This is a genomic window from Streptomyces sp. TLI_105 (assembly GCF_900105415.1).
Classification (GTDB): Bacteria; Actinomycetota; Actinomycetes; order Streptomycetales; family Streptomycetaceae; genus Streptomyces.
Window position 1 is genome coordinate 3783050 of record NZ_FNSM01000001.1, and the last position, 15344, is coordinate 3798393.

The 15344-nt window shown below is 73.0% G+C and carries 16 protein-coding genes; 7 read left to right on the forward strand and 9 right to left on the reverse strand.

From position 1 onward, the window contains the following. Positions 1 to 15: 15 nt before the first annotated feature. Together BLW86_RS17245 and BLW86_RS17250 are read right to left on the reverse strand one after the other, a co-directional pair. On the reverse strand, positions 16 to 696 hold the full coding sequence (locus tag BLW86_RS17245) for a two-component system response regulator PhoP (RefSeq protein WP_017242433.1): 681 nt from the start codon (positions 694 to 696) through the stop codon (positions 16 to 18). Next, positions 693 to 1922 carry a two-component system sensor histidine kinase PhoR gene (locus BLW86_RS17250; protein ID WP_093874866.1) on the reverse strand — a complete coding sequence of 410 codons (1230 nt, stop codon included), beginning with the start codon at positions 1920 to 1922 and terminating at the stop codon, positions 693 to 695. The genes BLW86_RS17245 and BLW86_RS17250 overlap by 4 nt, the downstream gene beginning before the upstream one ends. A 265-nt stretch (positions 1923 to 2187) precedes the next feature. On the opposite strand from BLW86_RS17250, the gene phoU reads away from it, so the two are divergent. Together phoU and BLW86_RS42025 are read left to right on the forward strand one after the other, a co-directional pair. Continuing rightward, positions 2188 to 2868: a phosphate signaling complex protein PhoU gene (gene phoU / locus BLW86_RS17255; protein WP_093874867.1), complete on the forward strand. Its 681-nt coding sequence runs from the start codon at positions 2188 to 2190 to the stop codon at positions 2866 to 2868. 116 nt (positions 2869 to 2984) lie between these two features. Further along, positions 2985 to 3137: a hypothetical protein gene (locus BLW86_RS42025; RefSeq protein ID WP_177181680.1), complete on the forward strand. Its 153-nt coding sequence runs from the start codon at positions 2985 to 2987 to the stop codon at positions 3135 to 3137. A 48-nt stretch (positions 3138 to 3185) separates the two neighbouring features. On the opposite strand, the gene BLW86_RS17260 is transcribed toward BLW86_RS42025, so the two are convergent. From BLW86_RS17260 to BLW86_RS17275, 4 genes are all read right to left on the reverse strand, one after another. After that, a complete protein-coding gene (locus tag BLW86_RS17260; protein ID WP_093874868.1) occupies positions 3186 to 3653 on the reverse strand; it encodes a GNAT family N-acetyltransferase in 468 nt (155 codons plus the stop codon). 142 nt (positions 3654 to 3795) lie between these two features. Next, positions 3796 to 4149 (reverse strand): hypothetical protein, encoded by a 354-nt coding sequence (locus BLW86_RS17265; RefSeq protein ID WP_093874869.1) that lies wholly within the window; start codon positions 4147 to 4149, stop codon positions 3796 to 3798. 127 nt (positions 4150 to 4276) lie between these two features. Then, positions 4277 to 4930: a hypothetical protein gene (locus BLW86_RS17270; protein WP_093874870.1), complete on the reverse strand. Its 654-nt coding sequence runs from the start codon at positions 4928 to 4930 to the stop codon at positions 4277 to 4279. A 294-nt stretch (positions 4931 to 5224) separates the two neighbouring features. Beyond that, positions 5225 to 5983 carry a phosphoglyceromutase gene (locus BLW86_RS17275; RefSeq protein WP_093874871.1) on the reverse strand — a complete coding sequence of 253 codons (759 nt, stop codon included), beginning with the start codon at positions 5981 to 5983 and terminating at the stop codon, positions 5225 to 5227. 125 nt (positions 5984 to 6108) lie between these two features. Between BLW86_RS17275 and BLW86_RS17280 the strand changes: the two genes are divergently transcribed. Further along, positions 6109 to 7473, forward strand: coding sequence for an MDR family MFS transporter (locus BLW86_RS17280; RefSeq protein WP_093874872.1), 1365 nt, complete (start codon positions 6109 to 6111; stop codon positions 7471 to 7473). Here the strand turns inward: BLW86_RS17280 and BLW86_RS17285 are convergent. Further along, positions 7463 to 8398, reverse strand: a complete 936-nt coding sequence (locus BLW86_RS17285; RefSeq protein ID WP_093874873.1) for an MBL fold metallo-hydrolase — start codon at positions 8396 to 8398, stop codon at positions 7463 to 7465. The two genes, BLW86_RS17280 and BLW86_RS17285, sit on opposite strands and share 11 nt — an antisense overlap. 107 nt (positions 8399 to 8505) lie before the next feature. Between BLW86_RS17285 and BLW86_RS17290 the strand changes: the two genes are divergently transcribed. Then, the gene (locus tag BLW86_RS17290; protein ID WP_093874874.1) at positions 8506 to 9456 is read left to right on the forward strand and encodes an AraC family transcriptional regulator; all 951 of its coding nucleotides are present in this window, start codon (positions 8506 to 8508) and stop codon (positions 9454 to 9456) included. Here the strand turns inward: BLW86_RS17290 and BLW86_RS17295 are convergent. Together BLW86_RS17295 and mshA are read right to left on the reverse strand one after the other, a co-directional pair. Further along, positions 9419 to 9919: a type III secretion system chaperone family protein gene (locus BLW86_RS17295; protein ID WP_093874875.1), complete on the reverse strand. Its 501-nt coding sequence runs from the start codon at positions 9917 to 9919 to the stop codon at positions 9419 to 9421. The two genes, BLW86_RS17290 and BLW86_RS17295, sit on opposite strands and share 38 nt — an antisense overlap. Beyond that, complete coding sequence (gene mshA, locus BLW86_RS17300; protein WP_093874876.1) at positions 9912 to 11279, reverse strand: D-inositol-3-phosphate glycosyltransferase; 1368 nt, start codon at positions 11277 to 11279, stop codon at positions 9912 to 9914. The genes BLW86_RS17295 and mshA overlap by 8 nt, the downstream gene beginning before the upstream one ends. A 232-nt stretch (positions 11280 to 11511) precedes the next feature. Between mshA and BLW86_RS17305 the strand changes: the two genes are divergently transcribed. From BLW86_RS17305 to BLW86_RS17315, 3 genes are all read left to right on the forward strand, one after another. Next, positions 11512 to 12306 carry a class I SAM-dependent methyltransferase gene (locus tag BLW86_RS17305; RefSeq protein WP_093874877.1) on the forward strand — a complete coding sequence of 265 codons (795 nt, stop codon included), beginning with the start codon at positions 11512 to 11514 and terminating at the stop codon, positions 12304 to 12306. A 300-nt stretch (positions 12307 to 12606) separates the two neighbouring features. After that, on the forward strand, positions 12607 to 13656 hold the full coding sequence (locus BLW86_RS17310) for a C40 family peptidase (protein ID WP_093874878.1): 1050 nt from the start codon (positions 12607 to 12609) through the stop codon (positions 13654 to 13656). A gap of 431 nt (positions 13657 to 14087) precedes the next feature. Further along, positions 14088 to 15323 (forward strand): PP2C family protein-serine/threonine phosphatase, encoded by a 1236-nt coding sequence (locus tag BLW86_RS17315; protein ID WP_093874879.1) that lies wholly within the window; start codon positions 14088 to 14090, stop codon positions 15321 to 15323. The last annotated feature ends 21 nt before the right edge of the window (positions 15324 to 15344 follow it).

Here is a 15344-nt window from a genome sequence, read left to right on the forward strand (position 1 = left end):
TCGGCCCCGGCCGGTCTACGGCTCGAACTTGTACCCCAGTCCCCGCACCGTCACGAGGTACCGCGGCGCGCCCGGGTCCGGCTCGATCTTGGCGCGGAGGCGCTTGACGTGGACGTCGAGGGTCTTGGTGTCGCCGACGTAGTCCGCGCCCCACACCCGGTCGATGAGCTGCATGCGGGTCAGCACGCGGCCCGCGTTGCGCAGCAGCATCTCCAGGAGGTCGAACTCCTTCAGCGGCAGGTCGACCTTGCCTCCGGAGACCGTCACCACGTGACGGTCGACGTCCATGCGGACCGGGCCGGCCTCCAGGGCCGCCGGGGTGACCTCCTCCGGCTCCCCGCGGCGGCGCAGCACCGCGCGGATGCGGGCGACCAGCTCCCGCGAGGAGAAGGGCTTGGTCACGTAGTCGTCGGCTCCTATCTCCAGGCCGACGACCTTGTCGATCTCGCTGTCCTTGGCGGTCACCATGATCACCGGGACGTTCGAGCGGCCGCGCAGCTGGCGGCACACCTCGGTGCCGGGCAGGCCCGGAAGCATCAGGTCGAGGAGCACGAGGTCGGCTCCGTTGCGCTCGAACTCGTCGAGGCCGTCGGGCCCGGTCGCCGCGACGGCGACCTCGAAGCCCTCTTTGCGGAGCATGTACGACAGGGCGTCGCTGAAGGATTCCTCATCCTCGACGACGAGCACTCGGGTCACGGAAGGACCTCCGGGGCGTGAAGCGGTTCGGTCATGAGATCGGGGGTGGGCGAAGAGGCGGGACGGCGGTCCCGTACGGCGCCCGCCTCGGGCAGCCGCAAGGTGAAGGTGGAGCCCTGACCCTCGGTGCTCCAGACGGTGACCTCCCCGCCGTGGGAGGCGGCCACGTGCTTGACGATGGCCAGGCCGAGCCCCGTACCGCCGGTGGCACGGGAGCGGGCCGGGTCGACGCGGTAGAAGCGCTCGAAGACGCGCTCCTTGTCCTTGTCGGGGATGCCGATGCCCTGGTCGGTGACGGCTATCTCGATCACGTCTCCGGCGGGCGCGGCGACACGACGGGCGGCGATGCCCACCCTCGTACGGGCCGGTGAGTAGTTGACGGCGTTCTCGACGAGGTTGCCGAGGGCCGCGGCGAGCTGGCCCCGGCTGCCCCACACGTGCAGGCCGGCGGCACCGCCGGAGACCATGCTGATCTGCTTGGTGGAGGCGGGCTGCCGGGAGCGGTCGATCGCCTCGGCGACGAGCTCGTCCACGGAGACCGGCTCGGAGTCGTCCAGCGGGTCGTCGTTCTGCACGCGGGAGAGGTCGATGAGCTCCTGTACGAGGTTGGTGAGGCGGGTCGCCTCGATCTGCATCCGGCCGGCGAAGCGGGTGACCGCCTCGGGGTCGTCCGAGGCGTCCATGACCGCCTCGGAGAGCAGGGAGAGCGCGCCGACGGGGGTCTTGAGCTCATGGCTCACGTTGGCGACGAAGTCGCGTCGTACCGCTTCGATACGACGGGCCTCGGTGAGGTCCTCGACCAGGAGCAGCACGAGCCGCGAGCCCAGCGGGGCGACCCGGGCGGAGACGGCGAGGGCCTCGCCGCGTCCGTTGCCACGCCGGGCCAGGTCCAGCTCCACCTGCCGTATCTCTCCGTCGCGGCGGGTGTCGCGGGCCATGTTGAGCATGGGTTCGACGGCCAGTTTGCCGCCGCGGACCAGGCCGAGTGCGTACGCCGCCGAGCTGGCCTTCACCACGGAGTCGCTCTCGTCGAGGACGACCGCGGAGGAGCGCAGCACGGACAGCACGGTGTCGACGCCGGGCGGGAGCACGGCATCGGTATGCAGGGAGGAGCGGGTGGGGCGCGCGTGGTCGCGCTCGCTCCAGCGGAACGCCAGCATGGCGATCACGCCGGTACACACGCCGGCGATCGCTGCCAATGCGGCGACCGCCGCGTTCACGTCCATGTCCCCAAGGTTATGCGGGGTCACGGACACTCTCCCAGCCGTCCGAGTGGCTGCTCGAACAGTCGTCGCCCAGAGTTCACCGAGGAGATGCGGGTGGTTCATTTGCCCTGGCGACCGGGGTGGCGTGCGTCGCCCAGAGTTCACCTGGGGGAAAGTACCGGTTCACATCAGGGGGTGGAACCGGACGCACAGGGGGCCGAACGTGGGAGCGTGGGGGTCCGAAGCCCCACCCGGACCCCGGAGTTTTGCGTAGAGAGGGACATCCATGCGGGACGCGTACCACGAGGAACTGGACTCGATCGGCGAGGGCCTGGTCGAGATGGCCCGGCTGGTCGGGTCGGCGATCGGGCGCGCCACGACGGCGATGCTCGACGCGGATCTCAAGCTCGCGGAGAGCGTGATCGCGGCGGACCAGAAGGTCGACGACCTCCAGCACGACCTGGAGGCGCGGGCGATAGCGCTGCTGGCCCGGCAGCAGCCGGTGGCGACGGACCTGCGGATCGTGGTGACCTCGCTGCGGATGAGCGCCGACCTGGAGCGCTCCGGCGACCTGGCGCAGCACGTGGCGAAGCTGGCGCGGCTGCGGTTCCCGGACACGGCGGTGCCGCGGGACCTGCACGCGACCATCCTGGAGATGGGGCAGCTGGCGCAGCGCCTGATGGCGAAGGCGGCGGAGGTCATCATCACGAAGGACGTCGACCTGGCGCTCCAGCTGGAGCAGGACGACGACGAGATGGACCTGCTGCACCGGGCGCTCTTCCAGCACCTGATGGACGACCGCTGGAAGCACGGCATCGAGACGGCCGTGGACGTGACGCTGCTCGGCCGGTACTACGAGCGGTTCGCGGACCACGCGGTGTCGGTGGCGAAGCGCGTCGTGTACCTGGTGACGGGTGAGCACGCGGACGAGCTGCAGGCGGCGGACGCGCCGGTGGAGGGCGCGTAGGGCCTGTCCGGCGGGCGGGACCTACGCGCACGGGCGCCGATGCGCCGTTGATGCGCCGGTCCGAGTGGGCATGCAATGGGGGGAGGCGAAGCGCGCCTCGAAAGGGAGGGACCCCCATGGCCGAATCCCCCATGACGACCGAATCCGGGACGGAGGCGCCGCGTGAGGCGGTGTTCCTGCCCGTGCTCGGCGCCTGCGGCTGCGGCTCGGGCTGCGGCTGCGGCTGCCAGTCGGGCTCCCCGTGCCAGTGCGGGGGCTGCTCGGGCTGACCGATGAGGGGGTGGGGTGCGGGTGCCGCACCCCACCCCCTGCCCTTCCTACACGTCGAGCACGCCGACGACCTGGCCGCCGCTGACCTCGCCGGTCGTACGGAACCCCAGCCGGTCGTAGAAGGCGCCGGGCCCGTCCTCACCGGGCTCCCAGGTCACGTAGAACCGCCGCTCGCCGCGCCGGCGCAGCTCGTCGCGCACGGCTTCGACGGCGAAGCGCCCGTACCCCTTGCTCTGTGCGTCGGCCGCGATGTTGAGCCGCCAGAGGCCGCTGCGCCGGTCGTCCGGGTCCCGCTCCTCGTTCCACGGGATGTCGAGGAAGGCCATCAGGAAGCCGACGAGCTCGTCGCCGTCGAAGATCAGCCGCGGCCAGGCGTTCTCCCCGAAGGCGTAGGCCTCCGCGAGGGAGCGCACGACGGGGGCGACGTTGTGCTCCTGATGGGGGTGGACGCGCAGTGCGAGTGCGGCGTCGACGGTGGCGGGGGTGACCTGCTCCAGGCGGAGTGACGTGCTCATGCGGTGGACGGTAGCGAGTCCTCCCGGTGTCCGCGCGCGAATACCCGGAGGCGGACGCGCGCGGTCCCGACGAGCGAGGGGCCCGCTAGAGCCCGTCTTTCGGATCAGGCCCTACGAGCCCGGCCTGATCCGAAAACACCCCCTAGGGCTGGAAGAACATCACCGAACGCAGCTTCAGCCGGTCACTGGCCGGGCGGCCGTGGGGGCGGAGGGTCCAGGAGTCGCCCGAGCAGTCGGTCCCCGTGAAGACCATCGCGTACTCGTCCGTGTCGTTGTGCGGCGCGAAGGCGGGCTCGGAGGCGTCCGGGTCGGCGGCCTCGGCGATCGTGATGCACTCGCCGCTCGCCGGGTCGTGCAGCGCGATCCACTCCTGGGCGCCGGTGATCCCGACGAACCGGTAGCTGAAGTCGCCGGTGGCGGCGTGGGCGGGGGAGGCCAGGGCGGCGGTGAGGGCGAGTGCGCCGCAGACGGCGGCGACGGAGTGGCGGAGACGCACGGGGTTCTCGTTTCGACGGAGACGACCAAGGTCACCCCACCCCTAACCCTGGCCCCCGCTCCATAAGCGGCGCACCGCGGCCGGAAGGTTTCGCCCTCACCCGTCCGGCGCAAGGACGGGGCGGGGCCTACGGGGTGAAGACCTCTTCGAGACGGTGGATCGCCCCGTCGTCCCCGGTCTCGTACCGGAAGACGAGCCCCGAGTCGGGGTGGGCCTTCACCCAGTCGATCAGCTCCTGCACGCCGATCCGCTGGTTCTCGGCGCTGGTGACGATCGGGTTGGTGGCGGTGACGTACGCGGCCTGGTCGAGGGCCCAGCGGCTCTCCTCGCCGGTGACGACGAACGGCCCCCCGTCGGAGTCGGGCGACCCGCAGCCCCAGGCCCCGTGCTGGATGACGAGGTTCACCTTGCCGGTGCTGCCGTCGAGCTCCTCGATCCGGTAGAGGGCGAACTCGTCGGGGTCGACGTCGTCGGGCCCGGGCGTCGAGTCGACACAGGTGGGTGCGGGCGCGGCGGGCTTGGGCTTCGGCGCGGGCTCGGAGGTCTTCGGGGAGGCCGGCTTCTTCACCGCCGGAGCGGCGGTCGGCGCGTCGGTGGGGACGGCGGTCGGCGTGCCGCCCCCACCCGATCCGGCCGGTCCGGGAGCGGCGGTGCTCGTGGCGGGCGCGCTCGGCGCGGCACCACCGGCGGCGGCACCGCCCTGCTGGCATCCGGTGAGCACGACGGCGAGCGCGCCGGCGGCGAGCGCGAGGACGACGGGTCTGAGACGGTCGGCGTTCATAGGGAGGTCCCCCTCTTCACGGGCGACACCCACACGGCCGCCCCTGCGGGGAACGTAGCAACGCCCAACCCCCGGGCACAGCGCCCCACCTCGCGATGTCACACACCTGGTACACCCCCAGAACACCCGCAGAACACGACGAACCCCCGCCTGCCGAAGACCGGCGAGCGGGGGGTGAGGTGTGCGCGAGGCGTCGTGGGTTCACACTGACGGGCCCACAGACGGCCCCAGCCCGCGAAGAAGCCCCCTGCCGGCGGAGAAACCGCGGGCAGGGGGCTCTTTCGTGGGGCAGCGTTACTTCTTGCCCTGGTTCTTGACGGCCTCGATGGCGGCCGCCGCGGCCTCCGGGTCGAGGTAGGTGCCGCCCGGGTTGAGGGGCTTGAAGTTCTCGTCCAGCTCGTAGGAGAGCGGGATGCCCGTCGGGATGTTGAGGCCCGCGATGTCGGCGTCCGAGATGCCGTCCAGGTGCTTCACCAGGGCGCGGAGGCTGTTGCCGTGGGCGGCGACCAGGACCGTGCGGCCGGCGAGGAGGTCCGGGACGATGTTGTCGTACCAGTACGGGAGCATCCGCTCGACGACGTCCTTGAGGCACTCGGTCTGCGGGCGCAGCTCCGGCGGGATCGTCTGGTAGCGGGCGTCGTGGGCCTGCGAGTACTCGCTGTCGTCGGACAGGGCCGGCGGCGGGGTGTCGTACGAGCGGCGCCACAGCATGAACTGCTCCTCGCCGAACTCGGCGAGCGTCTGGGCCTTGTCCTTGCCCTGCAGGGCGCCGTAGTGGCGCTCGTTGAGGCGCCACGAGCGGTTGACCGGGATCCAGTGGCGGTCGGCGGCCTCGAGGGCGAGCTGCGCCGTGCGGATGGCGCGCTTCTGGAGGGAGGTGTGCAGCACGTCGGGCAGCAGGCCGGCGTCCTTGAGCAGCTCGCCGCCGCGCGTCGCCTCCTTCTCGCCCTTGGCGGTGAGGTTCACGTCCACCCATCCGGTGAACAGGTTCTTCTCGTTCCACTCGCTCTCGCCGTGGCGGAGGAGGATCAGCTTGTACGGTGCGTCGGCCATGCGTACGAGCCTAATAGACCGCTGACGATTGACGCGCGTCGTCAATTCGCTGGCGTCCGACGTATGAGATGCGTAAGTTACGAGAGCCGGAAGCAGGGCTTACGTACAGCAGGGGGCCGCCACACATGTCCATCGATTCGCTCAGACGATCAGCCCGGGCGACGGTCTCCGGCCTTCCGCAGGGCTTCTGGTGGCTCTGGCTGTCGACCCTGGTCAACCGGACCGGCGCCTTCGTCCTGACCTTCCTCTCCCTCTACCTGACCGTCGAGCTCGGGCACTCCGCCTGGTTCGCCGGTCTCGTCGTCGCCCTCCACGGCCTCGGCGGCGTCGCCGGATCCCCGCTCGGCGGCATGCTCACCGACCGCTGGGGCCGCCGCCCCACCATGGTCTCCATGCACCTCGCGGCCGCCGCCTGCGCCGCCGCCCTCGCCGTCGTCACCAGCGCCTGGGCCATCGCCGCCGTCGTCCTCCTCATGGGCGTCGCCATGCAGGCCGTCCGCCCCTCCATCAACGCGACCATCGCCGACATGGTCCCCGCCCACGACGTGCGCCGGGCGTACGCCCTCAACTACTGGGCCCTCAACCTCGGCTTCGCCATCGCCTCCATCGGCGGCGGCGCCGCCGCCTTCCTCGGCTACCGCACCCTCTTCGTCGTGGACGCCGTCGCCACCACCCTCTGCGCCGTCATCGTCTTCCTCCGGCTCCCCGAGACCCGCCCCGAGGCCGCCGTCGGTCGGCAGGGCGAGCCGGTCGCCGAGCAGAAGGTCAGCATGCTCACCGTGCTGCGCGACGCGCCCTTCCGCACGCTCGTCCTCCTCAACCTCCTCGTCTGCCTGGTCTTCACCGCCCCCTGGATCGGCCTGCCGCTCACCATGGCGGACCAGGGCCTCTCCCCCTCCTCGTACGGCGTCGTCATCGCCGTCAACGGCATCGTGATCGTCGGCTTCCAGCTGCTCGTCAACAAGCTGACCGACAAGCGCTCCCCGGTCCTCCTGCTGACCCTCTCCGCCCTCCTCTTCGCCCTCGGCACCGGCGCCACCGCCCTCGCCGGCTCCCCCGTCGCCTTCGCCGCGACCGTGGTCGTCTGGACGGTCGGCGAGATGATCCACGTCCCGACGAACGCCGCCGCCACCGCCCGCCTCGCCCCCGAGCACGCCCGGGGCCGCTACCAGGGCGTGATGGGGATGTCCTGGGCCGTCGCCGGCTTCGTCGCCCCGATCGGCGCCGGCGCCATCGTCGACGGCCCCGGCCCCGACGTCCTGTGGGCCGCGACCACCGCGATCGGCGTCATCGCCGCCGTCGGCTACTTCACCCGACTGCGGAAGGCCCTCTCCGAGGAGGCCGGGGCGGAGATCGAGAAGGGGATCGAGGAGGAGACCGAGAAGGGCTCCGTGCCGGTCGTCCCCGTGGCCCAGGGCCCCGTGCCCTCCACCCCCGTCGCCGAGGGCGTCCCCGCCGAGGGCGCCGCGCCCTCCTCCGTCAGCGCCTGACCCCGTCCCCGTCGTCGTAGGCCGCCCACCCGGCCAGGGCGAACCCCGGCCCCTCCCTGCGCACTTCGGCGGCGCCCGCCCCGCCGAAGTGCGCGGGGACGACCAGCTCCCGCCCGTCCGCCGCCCGTTCGAGGATCCGGCGGCGGCTGGTCGCCGCCCCGGCCGCGTCCAGGCAGAAGCAGCTCGCGCGCGTCGGGTCCAGGATCTGCACGGGGCTGTGGAGGAGGTCGCCGACGAAGACCGCGCGGTCGGTCCCGGAGGCCAGCCGCAGCACGGCGGAGCCCGGCGTGTGACCGGCCGCCGACTCCAGGACGAGGTTCTCGTCGATGCGGTGGGACCCGTCCCAGAGCGTGATCAGACCGGCGCGGTGCACGGGCGCCACACTGTCCTCGTAGATCAGCCGGTCCTCCTCCCGGAGGCCGCCGCCGTACGCGTTCGCCGGGCCGAAGTGGAAGTCGTCGGCGGCCGGGAGGAGGTAGCAGGCGTTCGGGAACGTCGGCACCCACTCCCCCGCCCCTTCCGAGTACCGCGTGTTCCAGCCGACGTGGTCCGCGTGCAGGTGGGTGTTGACGACGACGTCCACCTCCTCGGGCCTGACGCCCGCCCGCTCCAGACGGCCGAGGAAGCCGTCCTGCCGCCGGTGGAAGTGCGGCGAGTGCGGCCGCTCCCGACCGTCGCCCACCCCGGTGTCGACCAGGACGGTCCGTCCCCCGCTGCGCAGCACCCAGGTCTGCAGCGCCATGACCGCGCTGTCGCTCTCCGGCGCCCAGTGATCCGGCGCCAGCCACTCCTCGTTGTCCTTCCACACCTCGGCCCCGGCGTCCGGCACAAGGGTGCGGGCGGGCGCGAACGGCCCCTGCCACTCGACGATCCGGATGATCTCGACGTCCCCCAGGACGATGCTCTGTGCGCTCTCGTTCGTCATGCGTCCGACAGTAGGGAGGGGCTGGTGAGCCTCTCAATGTTCCAGTCGATCCCCTGGATACGCGGGACGCTCACCGCCGCCGCCGGCGCTTCGGTACGCTCCCGGCCATGGACGTGGTGAGCGACGCGATCGCGGCCGTACGCGTCGGACGGCCGTCCTCGGACCGGGTGCGGGTCGGCGGACGCTGGTGCGCACGGTTCGACCCGTACGACGGGGCCGGCTTCCACGTCGTCCTCAGGGGCGGCTGCTGGCTGCTGCCCGACGGCGGCGAACCGGTCGCGCTCGGCGCGGGCGACGCGGTACTGCTGCCGCACGGCACCGGTCACGTCATCGCCGACGCCCCCGCCGACGCGGCGACGGTGGCCCGGGCGGTGCCCTTCGACCGGTGGGCCGACGGGAGCCTTCCGCGCCCGCCCCGGACGGCCGACCGCGGGCGCGAGGTCGAGATGCTCTGCGGCAAGTACCGGCTCGACCGCAGCCATGCGCACCCCCTGCTAGCGGAGCTCCCGCCGCTCGTGCACCTGCCGGCCCGACCCGACGGCGACCCCGAACTCAGGGCCGCCCTCACCCTCCTGGAGGGTGAGCTGGAGGAACAGCGGCCCGGCGCCTCCCTCGCGCTCCCCAGCCTGCTCGACCTGCTGTTCGTCTACATGGTCCGGTCCTGGATGGCCGGGAGCACGGCCGGAGCGTGGCCGGCGGTCCTGGGCGACCGGGTGGCCGCCGCCGCGCTGCGCGCGCTGCACGCCGACCCGGCCGCGCCCTGGACGGTCGACCGTCTCGCGGCCGAGGCGGGCGTCTCCCGCCCCACCCTGGCCCGCCGCTTCACCGCCCTGGTGGGCCGGCCCCCGATGGCGTACCTCGCCTGGTGGCGGCTGACCCGTGCCGCCGCGCTGCTCCGGGACACCGGGGACCCGCTGGCGACCGTCGCCCGCCGTGTGGGCTACGGCTCGCCGTACGCCCTGTCCCACGCCTTCCGCCGCGAGTTCGGCACGACGCCCGGGCGGTACCGGAACGGCCTCGTCACCCCCGGGGCGCGGGCTTCTGGGTCAGGTTCCTGAACGCGTCCAGGTTGCGGGTGGACTCGCCGCGGGAGACCCGCCACTCGTACTCCCGGCGGATCGCCGACGCGAAGCCCAGCTCCAGGAGCGTGTTGAAGTCGCCGTCCGCCGCCTCCAGGACCGAGCCGAGCAGCCGGTCCAGCTCCTCCGGCGTGACGGCGGAGAGCGGGAGCTTGCCGGCGAGGTAGACGTCGCCGAGGCCGTCGACCGCGTAACTCACGCCGTACAGCCTGAGGTTGCGCTCCAGGAGCCAGCGGTGGACGCCCGCCTCGTTCTCGTCCGGGTGCCGGATGACGAAGGCGTTCAGGGAGAGGGAGTGGCGGCCCACCCGGAGCGACAGGGTGGTGAACAGCTTGCGCGTGCCCGGGAGCTTCACGACGTACGAGCCGGGCTCCGGGGACTCCCAGTCCAGCTCGGCGTCGTTGAACGTGTCCTCGATGATCCGCCGAACGTCCTCAGCCATGGTGCGAGCGTACGCGACGGCGGTTCTCGCGCAGCCGGTGGTCGTGCATGGCGGCCGTGTACACGTCCGCCGTGCCCGAGGCCGCCGTGTCCCAGCCGAAGGAGCCCGCGTGCAGCGCCGCCGCCTCCCCCATCCGGGCCGACAGCGACGGGTCCGCCACGAACCGGCCGAGCGCCCGGGCGTAGTCCGCCGGGTCGTGCCCCTGCACGAGGAGACCGGTCACCTCGTCCCGTACGGCCACGGGCAGACCGCCGACCGCCGCCGCGACGACCGGGGTGCCGGCCGCCTGCGCCTCGATCGCGACCAGGCCGAAGGACTCGCTGTACGAGGGCATGACGAGGACGCTCGCCGCGCGGAACCAGTCGGCGAGCCGGTCCTGCCCCACCGGCGGGTGGAAGCGCACGACGTCCGAGATCCCGAGCTTGGCGGCCAGCTTCTGCAGCTGCTCCGGCTTGGCCAGGCCGCTGCCGCTCGGCCCGCCGACCACCGGGACGACCATCCGGGAGCGGAGGGAGGGGTCCTGCTCCAGGAGCCGGGCGGCGGCGCTGAGCAGGATGTCCGGGGCCTTCAGCGGCTGTATCCGGCCGGCGAAGACGGGGATGAACGCGTCCTGCGGCAGCCCGAGCCGGGCGCGGGCCGCGGCGCGCCCGTCGGCGGGGCGGAAGCGGTCGAGGTTGACGCCCGGGTGCACGACCGCGATCTTGCCGGGGTCGGCCTCGTAGAAGCGGGCGAGCTCGTCGGCCTCCTCCGCGGTGTTGGCGATCAGCCGGTCCGCGGCGGCGACGATCTGCGTCTCGCCGATCACCCGGGCCGCGGGCTCGGGCGTGTCGCCCTCGGCGAGCGCGGCGTTCTTGACCTTCGCCATGGTGTGCATGGCGTGGACGAGCGGGACGCCCCAGCGCTCGGCGGCGAGCCAGCCGACGTGGCCGGAGAGCCAGTAGTGGGAGTGCACCAGGTCGTAGTGGCCGGGGCGGTGGCCCGCCCACGCCTGCATCACGCCGTGCGTGAAGGCGCAGAGCTGCGCCGGCAGCTCCTCCTTGGCCAGACCCTCGTACGGGCCGGCGTCCACGTGCCGTACGAGCACGCCCGGCGTCAGCTCGACGACCGGCGGGAGGCCGCCGGTGGTGGCCCGGGTGAAGATCTCCACCTCGATGTCGATGGCCGCGAGCCGCTTGGCCAGCTCGACGATGTACACGTTCATGCCGCCCGCGTCACCCGTGCCGGGCTGGTGCAGCGGCGAGGTGTGGACGCTGAGCATGGCCACGCGCCGGGGGGTGCGGTGCCGGCCGGGGAGCCGGAGCCTGGTCGGCGCCGGGTGCCGGTGCCGGGTACCGGCGAACCGGGACACGTACTGGCTCACGTCGGCGGTCCTTCCGCTCGGGGGCCGCTCACGGGCCCCGGGGCTGAGCTGAGCTGGGCGGGCATGGCAGGTGGAGGGCGTGGGACGTCCTCCAGCCGCGACAACACCGGAATGGCCCCTTTCATTTCCGGCAGAAGGGGTGCTTTGCCAATTCGTTGCCGGGGCCACCGTCCGGGGCCGGCCCCCTCCGGTCCGGAACCGGCCCCTCCCCCGCACCCCTTACGCTCATGGCATGGCCCCGCGCACCACCCGCCCCGTCGGCACCCCGACCCGCGGGACCACCAACCCGAACCGGCTGCGCCGCATGGACCGCTGGATCGCCGCCGTCCACGGCCCCGCCTTGCGCCGCTTCCCCGAGCCGCCGCTCGCCGTGGACCTCGGATACGGGGCCGCCCCCTGGACCGCCGTGGAGCTCCTGGCCCGGCTGCGCACCGCCGAGCCCCGCACCCGGCTCTACGGCATCGAGATCGAACCGGCCAGGGTCGAGGCCGCGAAGCCGTACGAGCGGGAGGGCCTCTCCTTCCTGCACGGCGGCTTCGAGGTGCCGGTGCCCGGCCGGGTCGCCCTGATCCGGGCGGCGAACGTGCTGCGCCAGTACGACGAGGACCAGGTCGCGGCCGTCTGGGCGAGGCTCTGCGGGCGGCTCGCGCCCGGCGGACTGCTCGTGGAGGGGACCTGCGACGAGATCGGTCGCCGGCACGTGTGGGTGGCGCTCGACGCGGGCGGGCCGCGCACCGTGACCTTCGCGACCCGGCTCGGTTCGCTCGACCGGCCCTCGGACCTCGCGGAACGGCTGCCGAAGGCGCTGATCCACCGGAACGTGCCGGGCGAGCCGGTGCACGCCTTCCTGCGGGACTTCGACCGGGCGTGGGCGGCGGCCGCCCCGTACGCCTCGCTGGGCGCTCGGCAGCGGTGGATCCGCTCCGTCCGCGACCTCGCGGCGGACTGGCCGCTGACGGACGGCCCGCGCCGCTGGCGACAGGGCGAGGTGACGGTGCGCTGGGAGGCGCTGGCGCCGCGTGGGTGACGGTGCGCCGGGAGGCGTCGGCGCCGCGCGGGTGACGGACGGTACGAGGGAGGCGGCGCCGCGCGGGTGACGGTGTGTCCGTAGGAGCGTCCGTCGGGGCTTCCCCCGGTTCTTCCCAACTCCCGCGGAATTTCCCGTACGCAGGGAACGCCATACGCACCTCACTCGTCCCCCGTGAGGGGGACGGGCCCGACAGGCCCCGGTTTCCCCTGTTGCTTTCCGGTTCCACATGGCACTATCGCCAGGTCACCATCAAGTTACTGACGGTAAATCAGTTTTGGGTCACTCGAGGGGGAGCTCGTGAACCGACGCCGCCACGCCACTGCCGCGATCACCGTGATCTGCGCCCTGACCGTGCTGGCCTCTCCCGCACTGACCCTCCAGGCCGCCGCCGCGCCGCTCCCGCCGCCCCCGCCGAAGAAGAGCCTGGAGGAGGTGCGCGCGGAGATCGACGACCTGTACCGGAAGGCCGCCGTCGCCACCGACGCGTACAACCTCGCCGAGGAGAAGACGAAGGAGCAGTCCGCCGAGATCGTCCGGCTCGCCCGGATGATCGTGGACGGCCGCGAGAAGATCGAGGACCTCAAGGCCAAGGCCGGCGCCGCCGCCCGCGCCCAGTACCGCAACGGCGGGCTCCCGGAGGGCGCGCAGCTCGTCCTCACGAACGACCCGCAGCTCTTCCTCGACGCCACCGGACGGCTCAAGGCCGGCGCGAAGGCCACCCACGACCTCCTGGGCGAGATGACCCGCGCCCAGGCCGAGTTGGACACCTACGCCCAGGACGCCAGCATCAACTGGACCAAGCTGGAGGCCAACCGCGTCCGGCAGGCGAAGGCGAAGAAGGAGATCAACGACAAGATCGCCGCCGCCGAGAAGCTGGAGTCCGAACTCGCCGCCGAGGAGCGCCAGCGGCTGCGGCTCCTGGAGGAGCAGGCCCAGAACCGGGCCCAGACGACCTGGCTCGGCACCGGCGTCCTCAAGGACCTGCGGGAGGACGCGACCGCGGAGGGCAAGAAGGCGGTCGAGTTCGCGACGGCCCAGATCGGCAAGCCGTACGTCTGGGGCGCCGAGGGACCGCGCTCGTACGACTGCTCCGGGCTGACCCAGAGCGCCTGGGGCGCGGCCGGCCGGGGCATCCCGCGCACCTCGCAGGAGCAGTGGCGGCTCCTTCCGCACGTGGACATCAAGGACATGCGGCCCGGCGACCTGATCGTCTACTTCAAGGACGCGAGCCACATCGGGATGTACGTCGGGAACGGGATGATCGTGCACGCGCCGCGCCCGGGACGGAACGTGACCCTCGCGGGCGCGGGCTCGATGGAGATCCTGGGAGTGGTCCGCCCTTCCTGACCCGCCCTTCGCGCCCCGGCCGTCCTTCGTGCCCCCCGGCCGTCCTTCCTGACCCGCCCTTCGCCACCCGGCCACCCTTCGTGACACGAGCCACCTTCGTGGCCCGACGGGCGTGACGGGGGCCACGTCGGGGGCGTGACGGGAGCCACGTCCGGGGCGTGACGTTTCTCATGGGACCGGCACTCCGTGCGGGGGCGTAGGGGGGCAAGTACCTCCCCTTCCGCGGCATATGCCAAGCACGGCACGCGCTCTCACAGGCTGATCACCATTCCGCTGCGCACCGCCCTACCGCTATGGTCCGGGACGGGCGGGACGCCACCCGGCGCCCTGCGCACCCTCGGGGGGAGGGAAGGAAACCCGGACCGATGCCCGTATCCGTACCGCGTCAGAGAAACGTCTCTGCCGCTGCGGGACCCGGCGACGCCACCCCAATGGACGCCACTCCCATGACAGGCACAGTCACAGGCACCGACCGCACCGATCTCACTCTCCTGGTCGTCGAGGACGACCCGGCGGGTGCCCTTGCCGTACCCGAACTGCTCGACGCGGCCGACGCCGCCGGCACCCGGGTCCGCATCCGCACCGCCCGGAACCTCACCGAGGCCGAGCGGCTCCTCACCGACGACGTCCACTGCGTCCTCGTCGACCTCTCCCTGCCCGGCCCCCGGGCCGCCGCCGGCGACGACCCGCTCGCCCCGCTGCGGCACATCCTGCGCCTCGCCCCGCGCCACGCCGTCCTCGCGCTCGCGGCCTCCGCCGACGCCGAGCTGGCGGCCGAGGCGGTACGCGTCGGGGCCCAGGACCACCTCTTCCGCGAGGAGCTCGACGGGCGGCTGCTCAGCCGGGCCATCCGCTACGCCGTCGAACGCAAGCGGGCCGACGCCGTCCAGGTGAAGCTCGCCGAGTCCCGGCTGCGCGCCCAGGAGAACGCCCGCCTTGAGCGCGGCCTGCTGCCGACCCCGCTCCTGGAGGGCTCCGACCTGCGGTTCGCCTCCCGCTACCGGCCCGGCCGCTCCCGCGCCCTGCTCGGCGGCGACTTCTACGACACCGTCCGCACCCCCGACGGCACCGTCCACGCCATGATCGGCGACGTCTGCGGGCACGGCCCCGACGAGGCCGCGCTCGGCGTCGAACTGCGGATCGCCTGGCGGGCCCTGACCTTCGCGGGCCTCTGCGGGGACGAGCTGCTCTCGACGATGCAGCAGGTCCTGGAGCACGAGCGGGAGAGCGACGAGATCTTCGCGACCCTCTGCACCGTCGACATCGCGCCCGACGGGCGCCGGGCCGGGCTCTGCCTGGCCGGCCACCCCTCGCCGCTGATCGCCCGGCAGGGACGGGCCGCCCGCCTCCTCCCGTACGAGGACGGCGGCCCGGCCCTCGGACTGCTGCCGCGCGCCCGCTGGCCGCGCCGGCAGGTCGAGCTGGGCGGGGCGTGGAGCCTGCTCATGTACACGGACGGGCTCATCGAGGGCCGCTCGGCGGGCCCCGGCTCCCCGCGGCTCGGCCAGGACGGGATGGTCGAGATGATCAACCGCCAGCTGGCCTCGGGCCTGCGGGGCGAGGAGCTCCTGGAGGCGGCCGTGACGGAGGTCCGGTCCCTGAACGGCGGCGAGCTGACGGACGACGTCGCCGTCCTGGCCCTGGAAAGGGACAGGACCCGGGGGTAGTACCTCCCGGGTCCTGTCGTC